The 22,935-nt window shown below is 69.2% G+C and carries 22 protein-coding genes and 5 pseudogenes; 7 read left to right on the top strand and 20 right to left on the bottom strand.

Features of this window, described 5'->3' with window-relative positions:
* The first annotated feature begins 341 nt into the window (after positions 1-341).
* Positions 342-1,523, top strand: coding sequence for a pentapeptide repeat-containing protein (locus OHS82_RS24075; RefSeq protein ID WP_328434454.1), 1,182 nt, complete (start codon positions 342-344; stop codon positions 1,521-1,523).
* 339 nt (positions 1,524-1,862) lie between these two features.
* Here the strand turns inward: OHS82_RS24075 and OHS82_RS24070 are convergent, their stop codons facing one another.
* The 4 genes from OHS82_RS24070 to OHS82_RS24055 all read right to left on the bottom strand — a co-directional run bounded on the left by OHS82_RS24070 (position 1,863) and on the right by OHS82_RS24055 (position 3,925).
* Positions 1,863-2,165, bottom strand: coding sequence for a hypothetical protein (locus OHS82_RS24070; RefSeq protein ID WP_328434453.1), 303 nt, complete (start codon positions 2,163-2,165; stop codon positions 1,863-1,865).
* On the bottom strand, positions 2,162-2,893 hold the full coding sequence (locus OHS82_RS24065) for a GntR family transcriptional regulator (RefSeq protein WP_443061834.1): 732 nt from the start codon (positions 2,891-2,893) through the stop codon (positions 2,162-2,164). The genes OHS82_RS24070 and OHS82_RS24065 overlap by 4 nt, the downstream gene beginning before the upstream one ends.
* An 8-nt stretch (positions 2,894-2,901) precedes the next feature.
* The gene (locus OHS82_RS24060) at positions 2,902-3,126 is read right to left on the bottom strand and encodes a hypothetical protein (RefSeq protein WP_328434451.1); all 225 of its coding nucleotides are present in this window, start codon (positions 3,124-3,126) and stop codon (positions 2,902-2,904) included.
* A gap of 520 nt (positions 3,127-3,646) precedes the next feature.
* The gene (locus OHS82_RS24055; protein WP_328434450.1) at positions 3,647-3,925 is read right to left on the bottom strand and encodes a hypothetical protein; all 279 of its coding nucleotides are present in this window, start codon (positions 3,923-3,925) and stop codon (positions 3,647-3,649) included.
* Between the two features lie 78 nt (positions 3,926-4,003).
* Here OHS82_RS24055 and OHS82_RS24050 point away from each other — a divergent pair, with 78 nt between their 5' ends.
* A complete protein-coding gene (locus OHS82_RS24050) occupies positions 4,004-4,759 on the top strand; it encodes a GntR family transcriptional regulator (protein ID WP_328434449.1) in 756 nt (251 codons plus the stop codon).
* 544 nt (positions 4,760-5,303) lie between these two features.
* On the opposite strand, the gene OHS82_RS43550 is transcribed toward OHS82_RS24050, so the two are convergent.
* From OHS82_RS43550 to OHS82_RS24005, 10 genes and pseudogenes are all read right to left on the bottom strand, one after another.
* Positions 5,304-5,741 carry a sigma factor-like helix-turn-helix DNA-binding protein gene (locus OHS82_RS43550; protein ID WP_443061797.1) on the bottom strand — a complete coding sequence of 146 codons (438 nt, stop codon included), beginning with the start codon at positions 5,739-5,741 and terminating at the stop codon, positions 5,304-5,306.
* A gap of 672 nt (positions 5,742-6,413) precedes the next feature.
* Complete coding sequence (locus OHS82_RS24045) at positions 6,414-7,568, bottom strand: tyrosine-type recombinase/integrase (RefSeq protein ID WP_328434448.1); 1,155 nt, start codon at positions 7,566-7,568, stop codon at positions 6,414-6,416.
* A 2-nt stretch (positions 7,569-7,570) separates the two neighbouring features.
* Positions 7,571-7,780 (bottom strand): annotated as a pseudogene (locus OHS82_RS24040) (excisionase family DNA-binding protein); the annotation flags it as partial.
* Positions 7,773-8,111: pseudogene (locus OHS82_RS24035) on the bottom strand (replication initiator); the annotation flags it as partial. The pseudogenes OHS82_RS24035 and OHS82_RS24040, both read right to left, overlap by 8 nt.
* Positions 8,090-8,768: pseudogene (locus OHS82_RS24030) on the bottom strand (FtsK/SpoIIIE domain-containing protein); the annotation flags it as partial. The pseudogenes OHS82_RS24035 and OHS82_RS24030, both read right to left, overlap by 22 nt.
* Before the next feature lie 196 nt (positions 8,769-8,964).
* Positions 8,965-12,327 (bottom strand): S8 family peptidase, encoded by a 3,363-nt coding sequence (locus OHS82_RS24025; protein WP_328434447.1) that lies wholly within the window; start codon positions 12,325-12,327, stop codon positions 8,965-8,967.
* A 1-nt stretch (position 12,328) separates the two neighbouring features.
* The gene (locus OHS82_RS24020; RefSeq protein WP_057578856.1) at positions 12,329-13,384 is read right to left on the bottom strand and encodes a CU044_5270 family protein; all 1,056 of its coding nucleotides are present in this window, start codon (positions 13,382-13,384) and stop codon (positions 12,329-12,331) included.
* On the bottom strand, positions 13,381-14,046 hold the full coding sequence (locus tag OHS82_RS24015) for an RNA polymerase sigma factor (protein ID WP_057578858.1): 666 nt from the start codon (positions 14,044-14,046) through the stop codon (positions 13,381-13,383). Before OHS82_RS24015 ends, OHS82_RS24020 begins: the two co-directional genes overlap by 4 nt.
* A gap of 71 nt (positions 14,047-14,117) precedes the next feature.
* Positions 14,118-14,516 (bottom strand): annotated as a pseudogene (locus OHS82_RS24010) (AAA family ATPase); the annotation flags it as partial.
* Between the two features lie 58 nt (positions 14,517-14,574).
* A pseudogene (locus OHS82_RS24005) lies at positions 14,575-14,958 on the bottom strand (integrase core domain-containing protein); the annotation flags it as partial.
* 654 nt (positions 14,959-15,612) lie between these two features.
* On the opposite strand from OHS82_RS24005, the gene OHS82_RS24000 reads away from it, so the two are divergent.
* The 4 genes from OHS82_RS24000 (at position 15,613) to OHS82_RS23985 (ending at position 18,253) form a co-directional block, all read left to right on the top strand.
* Positions 15,613-16,038, top strand: coding sequence for an STAS domain-containing protein (locus OHS82_RS24000; protein ID WP_057578862.1), 426 nt, complete (start codon positions 15,613-15,615; stop codon positions 16,036-16,038).
* A gap of 95 nt (positions 16,039-16,133) precedes the next feature.
* A complete protein-coding gene (locus OHS82_RS23995; RefSeq protein WP_242433154.1) occupies positions 16,134-16,706 on the top strand; it encodes a hypothetical protein in 573 nt (190 codons plus the stop codon).
* The gene (locus tag OHS82_RS23990; RefSeq protein ID WP_328434446.1) at positions 16,696-17,457 is read left to right on the top strand and encodes an ANTAR domain-containing protein; all 762 of its coding nucleotides are present in this window, start codon (positions 16,696-16,698) and stop codon (positions 17,455-17,457) included. Before OHS82_RS23995 ends, OHS82_RS23990 begins: the two co-directional genes overlap by 11 nt.
* Before the next feature lie 79 nt (positions 17,458-17,536).
* Positions 17,537-18,253, top strand: a complete 717-nt coding sequence (locus OHS82_RS23985; RefSeq protein WP_057578864.1) for a GAF and ANTAR domain-containing protein — start codon at positions 17,537-17,539, stop codon at positions 18,251-18,253.
* A gap of 543 nt (positions 18,254-18,796) precedes the next feature.
* On the opposite strand, the gene OHS82_RS23980 is transcribed toward OHS82_RS23985, so the two are convergent.
* The 6 genes from OHS82_RS23980 to OHS82_RS23955 all read right to left on the bottom strand — a co-directional run bounded on the left by OHS82_RS23980 (position 18,797) and on the right by OHS82_RS23955 (position 21,756).
* Positions 18,797-18,967, bottom strand: coding sequence for a hypothetical protein (locus OHS82_RS23980; protein WP_199863788.1), 171 nt, complete (start codon positions 18,965-18,967; stop codon positions 18,797-18,799).
* 354 nt (positions 18,968-19,321) lie between these two features.
* The gene (gene amaP, locus OHS82_RS23975; RefSeq protein ID WP_057578865.1) at positions 19,322-19,915 is read right to left on the bottom strand and encodes an alkaline shock response membrane anchor protein AmaP; all 594 of its coding nucleotides are present in this window, start codon (positions 19,913-19,915) and stop codon (positions 19,322-19,324) included.
* Between the two features lie 9 nt (positions 19,916-19,924).
* On the bottom strand, positions 19,925-20,620 hold the full coding sequence (locus OHS82_RS23970) for a DUF6286 domain-containing protein (protein WP_328434445.1): 696 nt from the start codon (positions 20,618-20,620) through the stop codon (positions 19,925-19,927).
* Entirely contained in the window at positions 20,617-21,063 is a 447-nt protein-coding gene (locus OHS82_RS23965; RefSeq protein WP_057578869.1) for a hypothetical protein, read from the bottom strand. Before OHS82_RS23965 ends, OHS82_RS23970 begins: the two co-directional genes overlap by 4 nt.
* Positions 21,060-21,287 carry a hypothetical protein gene (locus tag OHS82_RS23960; protein WP_057578871.1) on the bottom strand — a complete coding sequence of 76 codons (228 nt, stop codon included), beginning with the start codon at positions 21,285-21,287 and terminating at the stop codon, positions 21,060-21,062. Before OHS82_RS23960 ends, OHS82_RS23965 begins: the two co-directional genes overlap by 4 nt.
* A 37-nt stretch (positions 21,288-21,324) precedes the next feature.
* Entirely contained in the window at positions 21,325-21,756 is a 432-nt protein-coding gene (locus tag OHS82_RS23955) for an Asp23/Gls24 family envelope stress response protein (RefSeq protein WP_057578874.1), read from the bottom strand.
* 202 nt (positions 21,757-21,958) lie between these two features.
* Between OHS82_RS23955 and OHS82_RS23950 the strand changes: the two genes are divergently transcribed.
* Positions 21,959-22,747: a hypothetical protein gene (locus OHS82_RS23950; RefSeq protein ID WP_057578876.1), complete on the top strand. Its 789-nt coding sequence runs from the start codon at positions 21,959-21,961 to the stop codon at positions 22,745-22,747.
* Positions 22,748-22,935 lie beyond the last annotated feature (188 nt).

The raw sequence follows: 22,935 nt of genomic DNA, 5'->3' as shown, positions 1-22,935 counted from the left end.
GACGCCCCCAGGCCATGACACGGATCGACAGCAGGTCAGCGGGATTGTCGAGCCCGTAGAACCCAAGCTTCCCAAGCTGAGGGCTCAGGCGGCGTCGTAGGTGGGCCGGAGCGTGCTGTCGCGCTCCTCGAAGGCGACCGGTGTACGAGCTCGTGCTGGGTGGCGCCGCGAAGCCTGCGGGTGACCCTGGCGATCGGGTGCCTCGCCGGTGTGGCGTCAGCTCGTTTCGGTGTCTGTCGGTTGCCATGGACCAGGTGAGGAGCAATACAGGCCGTGGAAGACCGAGTCGGATCGCTCGCAGTCGCGCGGTCGGACAACGGCGCCGCAGCCGCAGTGCGGGCATGCAGGGTGCCGGCGGCTTGGGCCGGGCCCAATGGCTCGGGCTCATGGTGGCCACCTTGCCTGGCCTGGCCGCAGTGCTGGCGCTGCTGTTCACCTGGCGGGAAGTACGGGTCGCCGAACAGGCACAGCTCACCAGCCGGTTCAACGACGCGATCACCAACCTGGGGTCGCCGTCGTTGGACGTGCGCTTCGGAGGGATCTACGCGCTGGAGCGCATCATGCAGGACTCGCCTCGCGATCAGCCCAGGATCATCTCGGTCCTGTCGGCGTACATGCGAAGCCACGCACCCGTACCGCCCAGCGGCTTCGTGAAAGAGCCCAAGGACCTTGCGGTGGCACTCAAACGTCGACCGTCCACTGATGTGGCAGCCGTGATGAATGTACTGGCCCGCCGCCCACCTGGCCACGACAACGGTGCGCAGCTCGACTGGAACCAAACGGACCTGCGGGGCCTGACGCTGTCCACCTGGGACATCAAGGACATCGCGAAGATCTCCAAGGGCGGCGAACTTCCCCGCACGCGTTCCTCATTCAGTTACGCGATCATGGAGGGTGCGGACCTACGGCATGCAGTGGTTGCGGGAGTAGATCTGCGCAACGCGTTCGCTGGCGAAGCCGACATGAGCGGAGCGACATTCCTGCGCGTAAGCCTGGCCAATGCCCAACTGTACGGAGCAGACCTGACCGGCGCGGGACTTGTTGAGACGGACCTGACCGGTGCAGACCTCAGCAGCGCGAACTTGCACGAGGCCGAGCTGGGGCGACGACCGGACGCGCCAATCGGCACCGAATCGTCCAATCTCACCAATGCTGTTCTCTGGGACGCGGATCTCACAGGTGCAAGCCTTCAAGGAACAAACCTGACCGAGGCAATCCTGGTTGATGCCAACCTGCAGGGCGCGGACCTGACCGGCGCGAAGCTGCACGGCGCGAAGCTCAGCGCTGCTGACAAGTCACTACAATCCAAGATCATCTCTGGTGCCGTCACGGACAGCGCGAATCTGTCGAACGCCAACCTTAGCGGCGCCGACCTAACAAGTGCTGACCTACGCGGTGTGAACCTGACCGGAGCAAACCTCACCAATGCCGACCTGCGAGGGGCGCGGCTCACCGGAGCCAAGCTCACCAGAGCCAAGACCCACGGGGCGCGCGGACTGCCACCCTCGTCCTCCCCGAACTGATCTTGCCAGCAGTGTCCTATCCGTGGCCTCGTCCGGCCTGCACTGCCCCGTGCAAACCCGTGACCTGCTGCGTTGCCCAAGACCCAAGCCCCGGAGCTGTGTGTTCTTCAGCCTGCCGCCGGAAGGCTGGCCCACGGCCACCGAAAGCGTGGCTGAGGTCGGTGGGAGTGCAGCGAGACATACGCGCGCCTGGTCGGTCAGTCGGCGCACCCGCCATTGTGGCGGACTGTTGTCGGCTGAGGCGCAAACGCTGTGGGGAGGGGAGCCCAGGTTGGTGCTTGGGCTCCCCTCCCCGCTTGGAAGGACTGTCCTCGGTCAACGCCGTTTCGCGTCGGCCCCTCAGATCCCCTGCAGTTCGCTCACCGCCAGGAGGTGACCGCGGCTGGTCGCGACGCGGAGGACGTCACACAGAGCTCCGGTCAGTTCTGTTGCCAGGCGCCGTGTCTCATCCGGGTTCGCGTCTGGGTCGTCGAGGGCTTTCGAGGCCTGTTCCAGCAGATCGGCCGCAGCGCCGAGTTGGGCCGCTTCGATGTTGTCCGCTAGGCGGGAGATGTAGCCGCCCCGGTCGTCGGTGCTCAGGTAGCAGGGCTTTCCTTCCGGACCCGCCCACGGGAGAAGCCGCAGTTCATTCGGCGCCGTCATCCTTGAGTCTGCCTTTCATCGATCACGTGGTGGGTGGTGAAGACCGCGTCGACGCGATCTCTTGGGAAGGCCAGGAGCGCGGCTTCGACGACGCGGCCAGTGGAGTCGGTCGCGATGCGGGTGATCGCGAGGACGACTGCTGCGGGGCTGATCCGGAGAGCTGCGGCTTCGTCCGGCGTCGCTGGGCGGGCGCACACCGTCTCCCGGACAGCGGCCGGCGGAGGGCCGAGGACGGCGAATCTTGTGACTGCCTCTTGGCACGCGGAGTCGTCGTCGAGCACTCCGGCCGGAGCCAGGTCACGCGGCAGGTAGATGCGGGCCAGCCCGTGCGGTGACTCCCCTTCGAGGCTGAGGCAGAAGAACTCTGCGAGAGGGCTGCCCGTGGGCACCTTCAAGAGAGTCGTGAGGTGCCCGTCGGCCTGAACGGTGTTGCTGCGAACGGTGACGCGCAAGGCCGGGCTGGCCGCGGTCCACGGGTCCAGCGTTCCCCAGCCCCCGACGTACATGATCTTGCGAAGAGGGCGGCGGACGAAGTTGCCCTTTCCGTGGATCTTTTCGACGAGGCCTTCGCCCTGGAGCATCGCGAGAGCATGCCGCAGCGTCACTGTGCTGACCGCGTACCGGTCGGCCAGGACGCTTTCGGAAGGAAGGCGTTCGCCGGGTTGCATGCGCCCGCTCGTGATCTGGTGGCGCAGGTCGTCGGCGATGTCTTGGTGGCGGGAAGGCATGGGCCCGGTCACCGCCTTCTCAGTGTCCGCACGGCTACGAGCCGGGTGCGGGTGTGTATGGTCAGCAACTCTCCCGACTCGAAGACCAGTTGCTTTGCTCCCTGGGGGAGTTGGAAGAGGTCTCTCACCCGACAGGCACGACCGCCGAGTTGGATGATGTCGCCGCGCTGCACGGTGGTCGCGGTGACCTCGATGTTGGAGACCAGTGCGCCGCCGAAGGCCCGGTTGCTCACTGCGTCACCCCCTCGAGTGTGGACCGGTCGGGCAACAAGTGGCACGGGCAGTCGCACACTTCGTAGACCACCGGGAGGTCGTCCGGTACCGAGGCCGGCGAGGACTCCGCGCAGGCGAGGTGCGTGCCGATCCGGCAGGCCGTCGAGCGGTAGGGGACGGCCGAGGTGTCCGTAAGGTGCGGCTGTCGACGAGGCGGCATCAGCTGACCCCCGCGAGGGCCGACCAGGCGTCGGCCGACAGGTGAGGGGCAACAACCACCGCGCGGGTCCGCACGCGGCTTTCCCAGGCCAGCACGTACGGGCGGACGAGCGCGACGTCCTCCCCCGTTAGCACGGGTCGATGAGCCGCGTCGCCAGCGGGGGCCCGGCTCAGGACGGGGGGCGACACGTCAACGGGGGCGGGAAGGAGCGCCGGAGGCGTGGAGGGCGTTAACGGGCGGCGGTGCTTGCCCCTTGTGGAGTTCCGCACCCTGGTGAGGGAGAGGGCACGGCGGATACGGTTGAGCACGCTGTTCAGCTCCTATCGCTGAAGGCTCGGTCCCCCGACATCGCCCGTCGTGGGGACCGCTTTGCGTACGACCGCCCAGAGGGTGCGGCCGTTCAAACTGGTGGCCAGGAGCCCGAACCGGTCGGCCTCAGCCATCACGTCCAGGACCTCCCGCCATGACTCGGCGGAGAGCGCGTCCGGCACCTCCGCTTCCACCGACGTGTGCCGGGGGTGTTCCTCCACTCGCGTGTGCAGCCCGAGGGCGGACAGCCGGGCGGCGATGGCCGCCGCGCTAACTCCCGAAGCGGGCACAGGACAGCCTCCGTCACCAGCGATCACTTTGAGTGAAGCTAGTTAACTAGATTAGAGCTAGTGGACTAGATTTTCCATATGCCTGAGCAACCGCCCTATCTCCGTATCGCCGAGGAACTCCGGCGGCGGATCGTGGAGCACGTCTGGGAGCCGGGAGACCGCCTGCCGTCCCGCGCTCAGATCGGCCAGGAGTGCGGCGTGGGCGAGAACGTGGTCCGTCGGGCCCAGGAGTTGCTGATCTCCCAGGGCGTGCTGGAGGGCCGCGCGGGGTCGGGCACGTACGTCGCCGAGCCCCGGCAGCGCGTGCGAGTCGTCCGCTCCTCGGCGCGCGAGCAGCCAGCCGGGTCTCCGTTTCGCACGGACATGAAGGCGGTAGGCAGGCAGGGCGATTGGGAGAGCCGGACCGACGCCAAGGTGCCGGCTCCGACGGAGATCGCGGCGCGTCTCGGTATCGCCGAGGGCGAGCTGTGCGTCCGCACGACCTACGAGTTTCTGGCCGACGGCAGGCCGGTGCAGCTTTCGACGAGCTGGGAGCCGTACGACCTCACCGCTGGCACTCTCGTCGTCCTGCCCGAAGGAGGGCCCCATGCGGGGACAGGCGTCGTGAACCGCATGGCCGCGATCGGAGTCACCGTCAGCCACGCCGTGGAGCAGCCCGAGCCGAGGCAGGCGAACGCCGAGGAGGCGTCGCTACTCGGCATCCAGAAGGCCGCACTCGTCACGCACATCCGGCGGACGTATTACAGCGACGAGGGCCGTCCCGTGGAGACGGCCGACATTGTGGTGCCCGCCGCCCTGTGCGAGGTCGTCTACGAGATCCCCATCAATCGGTAGCCCATAGGCAGGCAGCACATGCGCAACGAGCGGCACGAGGAACGGTTGTCCGACGAGGAACTGGAGCTGTTCCTTCAGTACCTGCATCGGTTCGCGAACCATCACCTAGATCTGTTCGCCCTCATGGAGGTCGGCGACTTAAAGCACCCCGCTTACGTGACCTTCGGTAGGACGCCTGAGCATGGCGTCGACGCCTCTGCCTACCATCGGCCCTAGAGAGGGCGGATGGGGTGAACGAACCTGACATCCAACGCTGACATCAACGAGGCCGGACGGCGGCACACACCAGCACCCCCGCACGACCGTCGGACCAGCCGACGACGGCCCCAGGGGCGGGCGTAGATCGAACTCCTAAAGCGGGTGTCGCAGGTTCGAATCCTGCCGGGGGCACAGAGGAAAGGGCCAGCTCAGGAGGAGTTTCCTCCCGTGCTGGCCCTTCTTCGTTTCCCACCCCGTGCCACAGGCGTGCCACATCATCCGGCAGAGGGCTCGTCGCCCCGGCAACCGCTCAAGGGCGACACACCATCCGTCCCGCCGCCACAGGTCACTCTGCGTCCACCGGCTGCTCCGCGATAGCGCGACGCCACCGATAGGCCTTCTGCCGACAAGCAGCGGAACAGTAGCGGCGAGGCCGTCCACGAGGCCGAGAGAGCGGAGCGTCTCGGCAGAGGACGGCTTCGAAGTCGACGTGCGTCACTCTCGTCGGCAAGGCGTGGTCACACCACTCGCACCATGGCGCCCAAAATTCCACCATGCTTCGCCGGATCAAGCGCCGTAGCTCCTCGTCAACCAACAGGGTGCCGCCGCGCCCCTTCAGTTCCTCCTCAAGGAGCCGGTTGAGACTCGCGTACGTTCTGGCGATCTGCTGGTCAACGGCACGCCCGTCTCGGCGCAAGCGCGCGGCTATGTCCCTGGTCGAGTAGCCGTACAGGACATGCATCAGGAAGGCCACCAGGTCACCTGTGCTCAAGCTTCCCAGCACCGTACTGAACAGTTGCGTGCTCGCAGTTGGGCACTCCTCGTTCCTACGCCTTGTCACCCGTCGGCCCTCTCCCCGGCAACTAGATTCCTAGCACCGTTGGCCTGCATGACTACGACGATGCCCGTACTGGGTGCAGAACCGGACTCGGTTGCCGACAACTGCGGGGGTGAAGACGGCCGCCCCCACGGAAGGAGGCCACACATGGACGAGATGACGTGACTCAGCCCGAGAAGCACTTGGGAGAGGTCTCTGCGATCAGCGCGTCGCACCGCCAGACAGCCAATGAAGGCGGCCAGCAGTAGCACGGCCAGCAAAGCAAAAACAGCGAGCGCCAGCAGCCAAATCGGCAGGCCGAGAGCAGAAGCCGATACGAAAGTGGGCAACAGCAACCTCCTATATGACGAAGGGCCCCCGAACAGGTTTCGGGGGCCCTGGGGCACGAAAAAGGGCCCCTGCTCCTTGAAGGAGAAAGAGACCCATACTCGAACTGGGCGCACTTGGCGCCCAGTTGAGTGCATCATAGCACGCGCTCCAGACCACATCAGTCACTAAAATTCGCAGGTCAGAGCCCTGGCCATCCAGTCAAATGTTTTCGTCACAGCAGCTGATGCAATATTACGAGCGGTACGTTGGAGAGCCCTGTCTGGCTCCTCCGTGTCTGGCTCTGTGGTGCTACTTCGATACTTCCAGATCAGACGAGCCTGATGGCTCTTCCACGCTTCTGCGGATCATGGCTCCGAGCCGATCAGCGATGGCCCGGTCACGGTCGCTGGTCATGTGCTGATAGATCAGCGCGGCGCGCGAGCTGCTGTTGCCCATGCGGGTCATCAGCTCACGGGTGCTGGCACCGGCAGTCGAGGCCAGCGTGTTGCCGGTGTGGCGGAGATCGTGAGAGTGGAGTTCCGACGTGATCCCCGCGGCCTTCCTGGCCGACACCCAGTCGTCACGGAAGTTGCTCCGCCGGAGCTGGCCGCCCTGCGGACCGACGAAGACATGCCCGTCGCGGCCAGACGCGGCGAACTGATCCAGGTGGCGTGTCACGTCGTCGAGCAGCTCGGCGGGGAACGAGATGGCACGTACCCCGGCAGCGGTCTTCGGCGCTTTGTCGAAGAGCCGGCCGTCCTGCAACTCGGCTTGAGAACGACGGACACTGACGGTCAGCCCCTCCAAGTCGATGTCCCGACGACGGAGGGCGGCGAGTTCACCGAAGCGCAGAGTGGTGAACGCGGATAGGAGGACGAGCAGCCGGTAGCGCGGCGCAATGGCGTCGGCGACGGCGAAGACCTCGGCGACCGACAGGACCGGCCGCTCGGGCACGTCATAGCGATCGGCGCCCTTGATGCGGCACGGCTTGCGCCGGATCAGTTCGTCGTCCACGGCCGTGTTCATCAGGGCCCGCAGCAGTTGGTACGCCTTGACCACCGTCGGCTCACCGACGCCGGCCGCGAGGAGCTTTCCCCGCCAGCTCCGCACACGAGTCGTCGTCACGTCAGCCATGGTCCCGGCACCGAAGATGGGAAGGATGTGCAGCCGCACGACGGACTCAGACCGCTCACGGGTGCGGTCGGCAAGCTTCCGGTCTCGCAGCCATGCCGTGGCGTACTCCGCGAAGTTCACCGCCCCGGCGTCCGGGTCCGACCACTGGCCGCGCGTGATGTCGGCCTCGATCTGGGCAAGGGCGACTTGGGCGTCGCTCTTGGTCGGATAAGTCTTCTCGGCCGGACGAAGTAGCCCCGTCTCGGTGTCGCGGTAGCGGACCTGCCAGCGACCGGACTTGAGCTGTCGGACCGACCCGAAGCTTCTGCGCTGCCCCTTCTTGTTGGCCATCGGGCAACCCTCCGCAGCGAGCCTCGCCGGTGGCTGATCGGCTGCACTGTGTTGGCGTCGATGAACGCGCTCAGCTCACGCTCCGGGATGCGGACGTGACGGCCGACCTTGACGAACGTGATGCGTCGTTCGGCGATCAGACGGCGCGGGAAGCGCTCCGTGGTGCCGAGGAGTTCGGCCACCTGCGCCACAGTGAGGTAGCGGTCAGCCACGAGTCGGTTCTCCTTCCGTTCCGGGGGCGGGCTCGATGGACGCAGCCAGCCAGGCTTCGGCGTCGGAGAGGCCGGTTCCGGCGAAGACCCAGTGCGCGAGTACGTATGTCGTCTCGGGAGTGGGTTCGCTTGCTGCTGCCTGGGCTCGTCGCCATTCGGCGCGGGCGTCGCGGAGTGCGCCGAGGGTGGTGGAGTAGCGGTGGGACTTGGTGGAGAAGTGGCCGCGGAAGCCGAGCATGTGTGCCCAGGCGCGCAGGCGGAGGTGTTCGAGGTCCTTGCGTGCGCCGAGCGCCCAGGCGGTTCGGATCAGGCGGCGCGCGTGCTCGCGAACGCGCCGTCGCCGCCTATGTCGCCGAGGGCCGTCTTCGCGGAGGCTTCGTCATTGACGCGGTGGCGGACGCGGCCGGTCAACTGGGCCCGGAGCATGGTCGCGCCCTTGCCCAGTTCAGCGCCGAAGCGCTGCCCGCAGACCTCGAGGTAGATGCCGGCCGCGCGGCCGAGCTGGGCGAGGCGGATGAGCTGGGTGACCATCTCGTCGCGCCGTTCCTCGTCCTTGCGGGTGGCGATCAGGAAGAGCTCGGCCACCTCGTCGACGAACAGGACGACGGGCACAGGCCGTTCACTCTCTTGCAGGCCCCAGATGTCGGAGGTGATCTCTTCGTCGGGGAGATCGGGGGCGATGCCTTGCCTGACCTTGATCAGGTCGTATCGGTCCTCCATTTCCTTGATCAGGACGGGCAGCAGTTCGGCGGCTTCGTCCCGGGTCGGTGGCGAGCGCGGAGAGTCGCGGGGCGAACGGGGCCAGTTCGACACCGCGCTTGCAGTCGATGCCGACGAGGGCGACGGGCTGTCGGGCGAGTCCGGCGGCCAGGTGACGGAGGTACATGCACTTGCCCGACAGCGTCGCGCCGAGGGTGAGTTGGTGCGGCACGGCCCGGTAGTCCCGCACGAAGGGCATGGCGTCCTCCCGCAGCGCGACCGGCACTTTCCAACGGGCCGTGCACCTCGGTAGCGCGAGGACACCGGTCCCGCAGCCGATGTCCAGAACGCGGCGAGCCCCGACCCCCTCCGCCATCCGGAGGTAGGGGTCGAGGTCGCCGCGATCGGGGTCGAGGGCGTCGTAGATCTCGGCGAGGCGTGGATTCCCGAAGCATTCGTCAGGTTCGTCAGCCATGCCATGGAACCTACGGGAGGACCTGTGTCAGGAGGTATGCCTTCAGGATCGTCACCGTGTACGTATTGCCGGTGGTGTCGGTCAGGGTGGCCTTGAAGGAGACCGACCTGGCCGTCTTCGGGTGGGTCAGGGTGAGGGTCCTCTTGCCGTTCCTGGTGGTGACCGGGGCGTTGGACCAGGTCGTTCCGCCGTTGTAGGAGACCTTCACCGCGAGGGACTTGAGGTGGGTGGCGGCCGGGCCCTCGATGGAGAGGGGGACCGTGGTGCGGTGGCCGGCGCGGGCCGTGCCGGCCGGGGTCAGCTTCGGGTGGAAACGGACGGTGGAGAGGGGCATCGCCTTCGAGTCGGCCGGCTGGGCGGGCTGCTTCGAGGTGAAGGTCCAGGCCGCGGTCAGACGGCTGGTGGTGCCGGCGACCGTGGCCGGCCGGGTCAGGTCCGTGCCGATCGTGTAGCGGGTGGACGCCGCCGGGAGGTTCTCCACCGTCTGGCAGAGGTCGCCGTCGTTGTCGAGCAGGGTACGGCCGCCCGCGGTGACCGTCGTGTGTCGTGCGGCGACGGAGGACGCGGGGTGTCCGGCGCCGTCGACGAGGTCGGGGACACACAGGTCGAGGGTGTCGCCGACCCGCTGCGCGCCCCACCCCTGGCCGACCATGGGGCTGAAGACGCCGACGTTGTACGTCGACTCGTACGTCCGGCCCGCCTGGTAGGACACCCGTTGGTCGTCGTAGAACACGTCGGTCTCTTCACCGGCGGCGTTCAGCTGGCCGACGTTGACCGTCCACCGGAAGCCCTTGGGCGTGGTGACGTACGTCTTCGCCGTCGTCGGCAGCGGGAACGGGTCGCTGATCGTGCCCAGCCCCAGCTCGGGGCCGTACCACAGGGCGTTGACGGAACCCTTGCGGTGCGCGACGGAGGAGCCGATGTTCCGCTTCAGCAGGGCCAGTTCGCTCATCCGCGCCGTGTGCTGGTAGCCGGTGGGGAAGCGGTCGGGCAGGTTGTAGAGCAGGTTGTAGGTGGTGCTGCCCTTCTGCCACAGGCCGCTGAGCTGGGTGCTGAGCCTCCCCGCGGCGGGCGCCGGGCCCAGGCTCGCGGTGCGCAGGTCGGTGAAGGAGTCCGAGAACAGGAGGGTGGTGTTGTAGCGGGTGCCGCCGGTTTCCATGCGGTAGTTGAGGTAGCCGGCCGACATCTTCGCGCCGCCGGGGGCGGTGATCCGGACCGGCTTGGTCTTACGGGCGTCGAAGGTGACCGTGGCGTCCTTGGTGAGCGAGAGCTTCGGCCGGACGAGCGCCGAGGTGCCCTCGCTGCCGCCGTCGCCGATCAGCGTGTCCAGGACGTAGTCGCCGCGCGGGACGCGCACCTTGTAGACGCCCTTGGCGATCTGCTGGGAGTCCTCCAGGACATTGGTCTCGTACTCACCCGAGTAGCCGATGATCTCGGTCAGCGGCGAGCTGACGGGCCTGCCGCCACGGTCGAGGAACTTCAGGGTGAGCTCGTACGCCTCCGCCTCGCGGATCACGCCGAAGGAGGTCCGCACGGACCTGCCGTCGCCGTCGCCCTGCGCGGTGGCGGCGACCGTGCCCGAGTACGCGCCGTCCGCCGCCTCGGTGCGGGTGTCCGAGGTGAGGTCGACGCTTGCGGTGCCGCCCGCGGGGACGGTGAGCTGCCGTGTGCTGAGCGTGAACATGCCGTCGGGAGCGGCGCTGCCCCCGGGGCCGGTCGCGGTGGCCGTCAGGTCCAGGGTGACGGGGCGGTCGCCGTCGTTGCGGTAGGTGACCCGCCGGGTGGCCGGCCGGTCGTCGGTGTGGGGCCACAGCTGCTTGCCGAAGGACACCGACATCTGCTCGCCGACCACGCTCTGGCCGAGCGCCCGGGCCACGTCGAGCCTGCCGGTGCCCTGCTGGTAGCCGGTCAGGCCGGCGGTCGGCGTGGTGGACGCGGTGAGTGCCTGCTTGATCCGCGCCCCCGTCCAGTCCGGGTGCCGTTGCGCCAGGATCGCGGCGGCGCCCGCGGCATGCGGTGTCGCCATCGACGTACCGGACATGGAGACGTAGCCGTCGGCGGCCGGGTCGCCCAAAACGCCGTTCGCCGCCTTCGCCGCGACGATGTCGACGCCCGGCGCGGTGAGGTCCGGCTTCAGCGCGCTGTCGGCGGTCGGGCCGACGCTGGAGAACTCGGCGATCCGGTCCTCGCCGTCGACCGCTCCCACGGTGAGCGCCGACTCCGCGGCGCCCGGGGAGCCGACGGTCCCGGCGCCCGGGCCCTCGTTGCCGGCCGCGGCGACGGTGAGCATGCCGGTGCTCTCGGAGAGGGCGTTCACGGCCGTCTCCACCGGGTCTGCCCCCGGGGCGTCCGTCTGGCCGAGGCTGAGGTTGGCCACCTCGGCGCCCTGCGCGGCGGCCCACTCCAGGCCGGCGATGACGCTGGAGTCGGTGCCCTCGCCGTCGTCGTTCAGCACCTTGGCGTTGAGGAGCCGCGCGCCCGGTGCGACGCCCTTGTAGAGGCCGTCGGATCTGGCGCCCGAGCCGGCCACCGTCGCCGCGACGTGCGTGCCGTGGCCGACCCTGTCGTCCGTGCTGCCGGTGCCGCTGAAGTCCTTCGACTCCGTCACCACCGAGGCGAGGTCCGGGTGCGTGGTGTCGATGCCGGTGTCCAGGACGGCGACCTTGACGCCCTTGCCGTCGTACCCGGCGTTCCAGGCGGTCGGCGCGCCGATCCGCGTGACGTTGTCGCTGACCTTGTCACTGTCGCCCTGAACAGCAGCCGCTTTGAACCGGCCGTCCAGCCAGACCCGTTCGACGCCCGGTGCGGATGTGAGGGCCTGCCAGGTGTCCTCGGCCTCCTCCTTGCGGACGCTGAGCGCGGCGCCGTCCACGCTGGGCAGTTCACGGCGGACGGTGACGGCCCCTTGTCCGTCCGCGAGCAGCGACCTCTGGGTGTTCCTGCGCTGGGCGGCCTTCCCCTCGTACGACACGATCAGGGGGAGTGTGCCGCGCCGGGTGTCGTCGTAGCCGGCCCGTATCAGACCGCTGACGTCGAACAGCCGCTTGTCCAGGACGCCTTGGCCGATGAGGGCGGCGGCGTCGGCGGGGATGACGTACTGGTCGTCGCCGAGGCGGCGCACGGACAACGGGACGTGTCCACGGCCAGGGGCCCGCCGGACGCCGGTCACCTGGCCCCAGGCATCCAGTTGGACCCGGTCGCCGGTGACGAGGGTGACGTACCGGGCCGGGGAGCCGGTGTCCGGCCGGGCGGCGGTGGCCGCCGCGGCGGTCCGCACGCCGAGGCCGGAGCCGGTGGCCGACACCGAGACGCCCGTCATCACTCCCGCGACCAGCAGGGCGGCCAGCGCCGCCGAGGAGGAACCGAGGCGCACGTCAGCTCGCCTTCCCGGGGACCTGCTTGTTGGCGTCGACGACCGCGCGCTGGGTGATCGCGGAGGTGAACAGGACGGTGCCGGGCTTGAACTCCCCGTCCTTTTCGGCTTTGACCTGGACGGTGCGGTCGCCGAGCAACTGGAGGGTCTTCTTGTCGAAGATCCACTCGGTGCGCTGGCCGTCGGTGTCGTTCTGCCGCGCGATGGCGACCCCGTGGCGGCCCAAGGCGTCGACCGCGTCGTCCACCGCGACGACCCCCGGGATCTTGGCGGCGGCCTTGTACAGGGCGACGGCCACGTCCGCGGGCGGGTAGCTCTCGTTCAGCAGATCGCCGATGGCGACGAAGGCCGCCTGGTCGCGGGGGACTTCGGGGTCCCGGACGGCGTCCGACTCCTTGTAGATCTGCTTCAGCAGTACGTCGGGGTCGGTGGGCAGCTTGACCAGGCTGTCGTACGCCCCGGTGAGCGGGGTGGACCCGGCCAGGGTGATGTCCTCCTCGCCCGCTTCGATCAGCCAGCCGTCCTTCCCGTCGGTGGACATCCAGACCTGGCGGGAGTGCAGCTCTTTGCTGACGATCGTGGTCTTGTCGTCGACGGTCTTGGAATAGGTGCTGGCCACCTTCGAGGCGATGTAGATGTACTGGCCGTCGTGTGCCGTCGGTCCGGAGGTGTCGGCGGCGGCGAGCGAGATGCGGTCGAGCAGCTGGGGGGCGCCCTTGGTGTCGACGGCGCCGATCTGGGTGGTCAGGGCGGGGCCGGTGGCCACGGCGGTCCTGCCGCCGTCTCCGTCGCCGCCGGACAGGGCTAGGCCGGCCACGACCGCGCCGGCCACGGCGAAGGCGGCAGCGGGCACCAGGATCGCGCGGCGCAGGAACGGGTTGCGCTGCCGCTGCGGGGCGGGGGTGCGGCTGCCGCGGAGGTCTTCGTGGATCTGGGCCATCATGTGCTCCTTGTGGAACTGGTGGCGGCCCGCCGGCAGATCCCGCTCGACGGAGGGCAGGAGGTCCTGGGTCTCCGTCCACTCAGCCGGGTGCGGCTGGGAGGGGCTGGCGTTCATCGGTTTCCTTCCTGTGCGGACCGGATCACGTATCCGCGATCACCTGTTATCTGCCGGTCTGTGCGGGTGAGTTCCGTTTTTTTCCCGCCGAGTTCGCTTTTTTTTCGGAGCAGTTCCGCGTCGGCGAGTTTTCGCAGCTTGCCGCGGGCGCGGGACAGCCGGGAGCGGACGGTGCCGACGGGGATGCCGAGGGCGCGGGCGGCCTCGGCGTACTCCATGCCCTCGCACAGGCACAGGGTCAGGACCTCGCGTTCGGGGCGCTTGAGCGAACTGAGGGCGGTGAGCGTGGCGCTGATGCGGCGCCGGTCGTCCAGCCGGCCTGCGGTCTCCTCGGCGTGGTCCTCGACGTGCTCGTCCGCGGCGTTGGCGGCGGCTGCCGCGCTCGCGGCGTTCCGGTAGCGCCGGTTGCTGCGGTACTGGGCGCGGGCCACGTTGGTGGCGATACCCAGCAGCCAGGGCCGCAGCGAACCCCCTTCGGCCTCGACCGACGCACGGCGCCGCCAGGCCTCCATGAACGTCGTCGACATGACGTCCTCGGCCGCGGACCAGTCGGCGGTCAGCCTGAAGGCGTGGTTGTACACGGCGCGGGCATGGTCGTCGAAGAGTTCCGCAAACGCGTTCGGATCTCCGGTTCGCACCCGGGTTCGCATATCTGTGGTCACGTTATGAACTGACTGTCGGAGCAGGCGAGTTCCGGTGACCTACGTCACATCAGCCCCGGGCGTCCCGTACGTCACCAGGGAAGCGCGCGGGCGTGGACCACGTCCAGCCGGGACACCGCGCGGGTCAGGACGACGTACAGCCGGTTCAGGCCGCGCGGCTCGGCCTCCGCGATGGCCGCCGGTTCGACGGCGACGACATGGTCGTACTCCAGGCCCTTGACGAGGGTGGCGGGGATGACGGTGATCCGCGGGAAGGGGGTGAGACCGGCCGCGTCGAGGGCCTCGCGCACACGGGACGCCTCGGCGTCCGCGGCCACGACCCCTACCGAACCCCCGTGCGCGAGCGCCTCCCGTACGACGGTGGCGACCGGGTCGGCGGCGCCGTCCGCGTGGCGGATGCGCAGGGCGCCGTCGCGGCGGAGCGAACGGGCGCGGGGTACGTCGGTGCCGAGGCGGTCGAGGAGGCGGTCGGTTGCTCGCGAAGGGCCGCCGCCCGCATGCGCAGGAGATCATCAGCAGGAAGCCCTGGTTGTATCCACCCGCAGCGTTGTTCACACGGCTGATGGGTGGCCGGCCTCCGAGGGCGGTGTGGCAGCGATGGCAGTTGTAGCCGTGGAGGAAGTCGTCCAGGGCGGCCGTGCGTTCGTCGTCGCTGGTGCAGGGCCGCAGGTAGGCCCATTCGTCGAGCAGGGTGTGGTTGAAGCGTTCGACCTTGCCGTTGGTCTGGGGCCGGTAGGCGCGCGTCAGCTTTCCGGTCGCGCCGATCTCGGCGAGGGCCTGTTTCCGGGCCAGGCCCTCGCGGCAGGCCCAGGCGTTGTCGGTGAGCACGCGTTCGATGCGGGTGATGCCGTGCGTGTGGAAGCACGCAGCCGCGCGGGTGAGGAAGCCCGCGCAGATGGCGACCTTCTCGTCCGGGTGGTGAGTCAGGGGAAATGGACGTCGCTGTCGAGCAAGGTGATGCGTTCCCTCATCCGGTCCGGGCTCCGAAGGGGGAGCCATCCCGGATTCCAAGTGGATCCCGCTTCCCTCGCCCTCGCGCCCGGGCCATGTGGCGACCCGTCACGAACGTCGTCGGTCCGGGCGAGTGCGGGGCTTCGCTGGATCGGGCTGCCGCGAGGGGGAACTGTTCGGCTCCGTCATACGAGCCATCTCCGCGGTCGGCGCACGTGGTGCCGTACTCGAGCGGTCGCCTTGAGTGCTTCACGTACCCTGCGATGCCTCGGACAGGCGCGCGCCACCACGTTTCTGCTCCGTCCACATCCTGGGACCGGGCGGCTTCGGACCGTCCACCACACGGCGCGAGGACTACACTGCTGCACAGACGTCCCAGACCCCGGCGGCATGCCGTTGCTGAACACAGATGGCTGCGGGGTGCGGACTGTTCGTCTGTCACCCGGCGCATCCCTGGAGGGAACTGGGTGGGTCCTCTGTCCTGCTGCGCAGACTGTCGGACCGGCCGTTGCTCCGCCTCCGCCGAACGTACGCCCCTGCCGGGAGCACGCCCAGGATGCCGGGACTCCGGCACCACCGCGCCCACTGCCGGATGGTCTTCTGAACCGAGGCGTCATGCCCCTTCCCCAGCTCACCGTGTACCGCCAGGACCGAGAGATTCGGGCCCTGGTCACCCTGTCCGGTGAGATCGACCTGGAATCCGTGCCCTTGGTGCGCGCGTCCCTGGAGCGCTGCCTGCGGGACGGTATCCGCGCCATCGACGTCGACCTCGTCTCCGTCACCTTCTGCGACTGCACCGGACTCAACGCATTCCTCCGCGCCGCGCAGCAGGCCACCGTGGTCGGCGGGACCCTGCGACTGCACCATCCGCCACCGACGCTGGCTCGGATTCTCGACGTCGTCGGCTGCGGGTTCCTGCTCCTCGGCCTACCGTTCGGACACCTGCAACCTCCCCTCGTGGACGCCTCGGCCCCGCCCGTTCCAGCCCCGCCGCAGCGGACTGTCCCGCTTGCGCCTCTTCTCTCGGGCGATGTGCGATGACGGCCGAACCCGCGCGGGGACAGTCACGGAAGCCTGCGGAGGGCGATCCCTCCGCCATCGCTCCGGTGCGGTCGCGTCGGCTGAACCGTTGGCCGGTGGAGAGCCTGCGTGAAGAACTGGCGGATCTGTATGTGGAGTCCCGCGTAACGGCGCCGGGTGACGCATACCGCCGTCCCGGCCGCCAGAACTTATCGGCCCGTCCCGCCACGGACATGCGCCGACCGGGATTCGCCATGGTGATCGGCGAGAATGACAGACCGATGGGATGCGCCTTCGGATTCCCGGTGCGCGGCGACGGCTCCTGGTGGTTCGACTTCGAGGGTGCATTGCCGTGCCGCATCGATCAACCCACGGTGTCCGGCGGTGTCTTCGCGTTCGGCGACATCATGATCCGGCCGCACCCGCAGGACCGAGGTCTGGCCCGTCGTCTGCTGGAGCGGCTGCTGACCGACCACCAGGCATCACTCGGCGCCACGCTGGTGGACCGGGCCGATCGCCCCACTCTCGCTGCGCTCCGCTCCTGGGGGTGGACGGACGTCGGAGAGCTTCGCAGGCCGGCCGGTGCCACCACGTTCCGCGCGCCGGCATGTCCCGTCGGGGAACGAACCGGGGCGAAGGTGGACGGCCTTGTCGTGACGCGTGGAGGCGGTGGCCCTGGTGGGGCCTGACAGGCGGTCGGCCCGCATTCGGATGCTGGTGGCCGAGCAGGCGGTCAGGCGTGGTGCCCGGGTCGGTGTGGTGGACGTGTGCACCGCGGCCGTGGCCGCGCTGCCGGTCGGCGGGGCCGGGATGTCGGCGATGTCCCGGTCCGCGCCGAGCCATCCGTTGTGCAGCACCGACGACGTCAGCGAGCAGCTGGAAGAGCTCCAGCTCACCCTGGGCGAGGGACCCTGCGTGGACGCCTTCCTGCACGGCTCGGCCGTCCTGACACCCGATCTGCTCACCCGTGATCTGCAGGACCGCTGGACGGTGTTCGCCGACGCGGCCCTGGAAGCCGGAGCCCGCGCGGTCTTCGCGCTCCCCCTGCAGATGGGGGCGATCAGCCCGGGAGTTCTGGACCTGTACGCCGACGTGCCGACCGCGCTGGACGCGGAGGAACTGGCCGACGCACTGGCGTTCGCCGATCTGGCGACGTTGATCCTGCTCGATACAAGGATCGACGAGACAGGTGCGCCGACCGGCGGACCGATTCCGGAACAGAGCTTCGAGGACCTGGGCGCGTACCGGGCGGAGATCGACCAGGCCAACGGCATCCTGACCGTCCAGCTCGGCGTCGGCATCGAAGAAGCCTTCGTCCGGCTTCGCGCCTACGCCTATGCGCGGGGACGCCGGCTCGCCGACGTGGCCGCGGACGTGGTGGCCCGTCGGCTTCGCTTCTCACCGGACGCGGAGCCGGACCGGACCGATGAGGAAACCTGACGTATGGGTGCCGACCGACGAACATGCCGCACTTCCCGCCCCTTCAGGCAGGGATTAGTCTCAATCGAGGGTGCCCACGATGGATCAACAGCTTCTGGCCAAGACCTTCGTCGAGCTGGCCGACAACCTGGTCGCCGACTTCGACCTCATGGACTTCCTGCGCCTGCTGACCGACCGCTGCGTGGGCATGCTCGACGCGAGCGCCGCCGGGGTGCTGCTCGCCGACCGTGACGGCAAACTCCGCGTCATGGCCGCCTCCGACGAACAGGTGCGGCTGTTGGAGCTCTTCCAGCTCCAGAACGACGAAGGCCCCTGCCTCGAGAGCTTCCACACCGGCGCACCGGTGATCATCCACGACCTGACCCGGGAGATCGACCGCTGGCCACGCTTCGTCACCGCGGCCCACCGCAGCGGCTTCGGGGCAGTCCAGGCCCTGCCCATGCGCCTGCGGGACGAGACCGTGGGCGCCCTGAACCTCTTCCGCGCCGCCCCCGGCCCCTTCGACCCACCCGCCACCCTCATCGCCCAGGCGCTGGCCGACGTCGCCACCATCAGCCTGCTGCAACAACGCACCGTCCACCGCGGCACGGTGCTCAACGAACAGCTGCAGACGGCGTTGAACAGCCGGGTACTGATCGAACAGGCGAAGGGGAAACTCGCCGAACGGCAGGGCATCGACATGGAGCAGGCGTTCACCGCGCTGCGTGGTTACGCCCGCGCCCACAACCGGCGCCTGGCCGACGTGGCCCGCGCATTCATCAGCGGATCCGAACCCCTCGCCGGTCTGGGGGCCTGACCGGCGTCACGGCAGGGCCGCCAGCCTGCACGGCCGCAGGGGCCCGGCCACACTTCGGTGTGCGTCGCCGATGGGCAGTCGGGCGTCCCCGGCACGACTGTTGCGTTGCGCAACCACTGCTGGATGCTACCGGATGCCCGAAATGTGCACCAGACATAGCATGAAAGCGGGTCGGCACACTCTCACGTGCGACCGGCCCGGAAGGGCGACCCCGGTGTGTATACGCCGGGGTCGTTGGAGCACGACGCACGCGGCCGCCGGGGGCAGGGCGTGATCCGTTCCGCCGATGTCCGAAGTGGTGCGACCCACGACGTCGTGGACCCGAAGGGGGCGCAGGATCGGCACTCCGGAAGCGGTCTGCACGAACACCGAACACCACGACCGACCGGCCATGGCCACCGTCTGCCACTTCGGTCGGGACCGGACCCTCACCCTGGCCCGCTCACCGGCCGACGTGCCCAGGTCCCCGTCGAACCGATCCCCTTGTGGTGACTGGCGTTGAGGGGCGACGTGCCGGCCATGACGTGATCGGCGGGGAGCCGGTCAGCGGGCCGGGCGCCGGGTGGAGCGCCAGATGGAGCGGGCCGCCAGGTAGAGCAGATCGACGACGAGAAGCAGTACGCCGGTGGACATCAGGTAGGGCATGCCGCCGACGGCCGCGCCGATGGCGACCAGAGCGATTCCGGCGATGAGCAGGATCAGGAAGAGAACCATGACGGGATGCCTCCTGGAAGGAACCGTGCGAGATCTGCGCGCTCTCTCGGCTACGGCAGGACACGCCGTGCCTCTGCTCGATGTCGCGTCGGCCGAGGGGTGATACGTGACGGCCCCGGCCCAAAGCCGCCGCCAGGGCGCCTCCGCCGACGGCGTGCCCCACCGACGCCAGGGTTCTCAGGGCGATGCCGACGACAACCAAGGCCGGTGTCTTCGCGCACGCCGTCAGCGAAGCGAGTGCGCCGGGCAGCGTGCTGTTGGTTTGATCCTCCGCGTGCCGAAACGCTCGGGTTCCAGGAATCCTGGGCGCCCGCCTCGCAGCCGATACCCCCATGAGGCTCGGCCCAGGGGGTCCTAGGTGGCGCGTTCGGCGCGGTGGCGGACTTCACGGAGTCGGACCTTCGACGGGAGGCGGTCCAGGCCGGCCGAGTCTCGTGCGTGTGCGAGCGTTTCCCGGCTCAGTCGCCTCAGGGTCCGCGCCGGGTCCGCGTGAGGCTCCAGCAGCAGCCGTACGCGTGCGGTGGGAGCGGTACGTCGGCCCGTCAGCCGGACGTGAGCCCGTGAGACCCCGTCCAGGGCTTGTGCCTCTTCCTCGATGACCCTCTCCAGCGTGCGGCCGTTGAGCCGGGCCGGCGCGCCGTCTTCGCTGTCGACGAGGACACGGTCCAAGCGGTGTCTGCGTTGCGCGAGGAGCCACCACAGCAGCAGGGCCAGCAGCACGGCGAGCACCGCGATCACGGTCGGCCACCACCAGTCCTCTTCCCGCCACCGGGTGCGTCCCTCGCTGCCCAGCACCACGTCGTCCGGCCCGCGGAAGGGCCACCAGCCCGGCACGTCGAAATCCCAGTGGCGCTGCAGGTCCAGTGCGCCCAGCAGCACGCCGCCGCCCAGGACGAACAGTCCGAGGCCGAGCAGTGCGAGCAGCACCCGGTTCGCCGTCTTGAGCATCGGATCACCTCAGCCCTTCTTCGGGCGCCGGACGCGCACGACCAGTGCGGGTTGCCGGGCCAGGCCCAAGGACGTCACGGCTTCGCCAAGCTCGGCGTCCAGGTCCGAGCGGACCTCCTCGAGGTCGCGGAAATGTGCCCGTGCCCGGGCTTTGACCTTCCGGCGGCCGACAGCGACCTGTGCCGACTGGACGCCGGGCACCAGCATGGCCCGGTCGCGCAGAACCAGGGCGGCCGCGCGGCGGTCGAGCCCGGCTCGGACGTCCTCTGTCCCAGGGATACCGGTGGGCCGCCGCATGGGCAGCAGCCTGCGCAGTCCCGGCGTGACCGCCAGCAGGAAAAGCCACAGGCCGAGGGCCATCGCCACCGCGGCCCCGACGATCATCCAGACGTCGTCCAGGGGCCGTGTGGCCAGTTCCTCTGCGAGACGCCGCCGCCAGCGCAGCGCATTCCGGCCTGCCCGCACCGCGACCACGTCGTACAGGAGAAATCCGACGGCCGCGGCAGACAGCAGGGCTGCCAAGGCCGCGGGAATCCGCCGCGACGACCAGAAACGGTGCGCCGACCGGCCTGATCCGTCGATCACCTTCGTATTCGTAGCGCCCTCGGCCGCCCCCGGGGTGCCGTCGGCGGGCGGTGCCGCCTGTCCCGGACCGGGGGAGAGGTCGCTGTCACCGGTCGGCTGCCGCGAGGCGTTCGCGCTCATCGCACCCTCTCCCGGTCCGTGTGCCGCGTATGCGCCGAGTGCAGTTGCTCGACCGACACCGCGAGGTCGGACACCTCCATGGCGGCCCATGCCCTGATCCGCTCGGTGACCTCCCGGCGCACCGCGGCGCACTGCGCCCCGATGTCGGACGGGTAGCCGAGCTCGACGGTGATGTCCAGCCGTGCCTCGCCGAGCACCGCCTGCCGTCCGGCGGCGGACTCGGCGGCCCGTCCTGCGCTGGTCCGTTCCGGCGCCCGCCGTACGGATGCGTTCACGTGCGGCGTCCGGCGGCCGGGCGGTACGTGGCCGACCGACTCGGCGAAACGGCTCAGCGCCTCGCGCGCCACCCGGGCCGCGATCTTCGCGACGACCCGGTCGGTGACGGTGGTCGCCCCACGCTCCTCGCGGGGGACGCCCGGACGCTCATCGACTTCTCCGCTCACCGCCCCCAGTCTCCCCGAGCCTGTCGCCGGTCGTCGCGAATCCGATCCTGCCGGTCCCGACGGCGGACGAAGTCGCCCGGTTCGAGATCACCCTCCATGAACCGCCCGATGACAAGACCGACGAGGCCCAGCACGAGCACCAGCAGGAAAGCCCAGAAGTCACCGAAATACGCGGCGAAACCCAGCGCCATTCCGGCCATCAAGCCCACCACGGCCCTGCTCATCACGCGCTCCTTCACTCACGCGGGCTGGTCCGCCCGGCTACTGGATCCGCTGCCGCTCCTCCTCTTCGTCCTCCTCGTCGGGCAGCTTCACGTCGCTGACCGTGATGTTGACTTCCACGACTTCCCGACCCGCCATCCGCTCCACCGCGGAGATCACGTTCTCCCGTACCGCGGCGGCCACGTCCGTGATGGAAACGCCGTAGTCGACGACGATCTCCAGATCGATGGCCGCCTGCAGCTCCCCGACCTCGACACTGACCCCGCGCGTGGCGGATTTGCCACTGCCGGCACCGGGCATCCGCTCTCGCATGGATCCCATCGAGCGGGCGAATCCGCTGCCCAGGGCGTGGACGCCGCGCACGTCCTGTGCCGCCATTCCGGCGATCTTCTCCACCACCACATCGGCGATGGTCGTCCGGCCGCGAGAACCGGGCGCAGCGCCGAGCCTGACGCCGGTGTTCTCAGTCATGGGGTATTCCTCCCTCGCGAGGCCACAGAGCACCCATTACTTGGATTATAGTCTTTTTAGTACCTTTTACCCGGTTATCGAGAGCGAGACGGGGTGGTTCGACGAGTGGCCTGAGGCCCCTGCCCCGAGCTCTCGCGGACACTCCGGGCAGATGGCCGCGGGATGAGAACCGCGGCCATGGAGAAAGAAGGGTGAGAGGCCAGTGACGGAGGCGTGGACGCAGGCAGTACGAAACCAGCTCGAGCTGGGCCGTCTCCTCCCGCTCGGCGGGCCCCACGACGGGACGTGGATCACCGAGCAAGCGGCCGTCCAGGCTCTCGAGCGCGCTACCGCCGAGGTCCCCGGTGTCCGGCTGGAGTCCCTGCGCGTCGGGTCGGCGCCGCTCCAACCCGTGTCCGAGCCGGCCGTCCGTCCGCCGGCCGGCGCCCTGCCGCCTGGCCCGCTCACCATCGAGGCCGCCTTCACCGCATCCCTCGTGCGGCCGCTGCCGGAGACCGCCGACGAACTGAGGAGCACACTGCTGGGCGCGGCCGCTGAACAGCTCGGGCTGGCCACGGTGACGGCTGACATCCGCGTAACGGATCTCCGCGAGATCCCGAAGGCAGGTATGACGTCTCGGACCGCGGCGACGGCCATGAGGCCCACGCCGGAATCTGCGGCCGCGCGGAGCGCGCCCCCGGTGACCGGAACGGGGTCCATGCGGGGACTCGTCAGGGAGCTGGCGGACGTCGCGACGGGCGTGTCGGGCGTAGCCCGCCTCACGGCCGTGCTGGGCAGCCGCCCGGTCAGGGTGGAGGACCATGATGATCCACCCGGCCGACACATCGAGGTTCACCTCGCGGTCGGCCCGGGACACCATCCATTGCACGTGGCCCGCGCCGTCAGGGAGGCCGTGGCCGAGGCAGCCACCGCTGACACCCCGGGCCCGGCCACCGTCGCCGTCCTCATCACGGAAACCGCGGCTGGCGACGGACCTCGCCGGTCACCGTGACGAGTGCCCTCCAGTGATCAGTCGCCCCCCTTCTCCGACCTTCCCGGTTCTTCCCTGAGAGCGCGCGGCCGTCGCTCCGCCAGCCCTGTCGCTGCCACGGTGTGAGACCTGCCTGGCAGGGAACCCGCATGTCGAGAGGGACGACGTCCCTGCTCCTCGCTCGATGTGCATCCGCAACGCCGGAAGCG

Origin of the sequence: Streptomyces sp. NBC_00425, assembly GCF_036030735.1 — a bacterium.
In the GTDB taxonomy this organism is placed as follows: domain Bacteria; phylum Actinomycetota; class Actinomycetes; order Streptomycetales; family Streptomycetaceae; genus Streptomyces.
The sequence above is the reverse complement of the archived record's forward strand: the minus strand, read 5'-3'. Positions and strand labels throughout refer to the sequence as shown.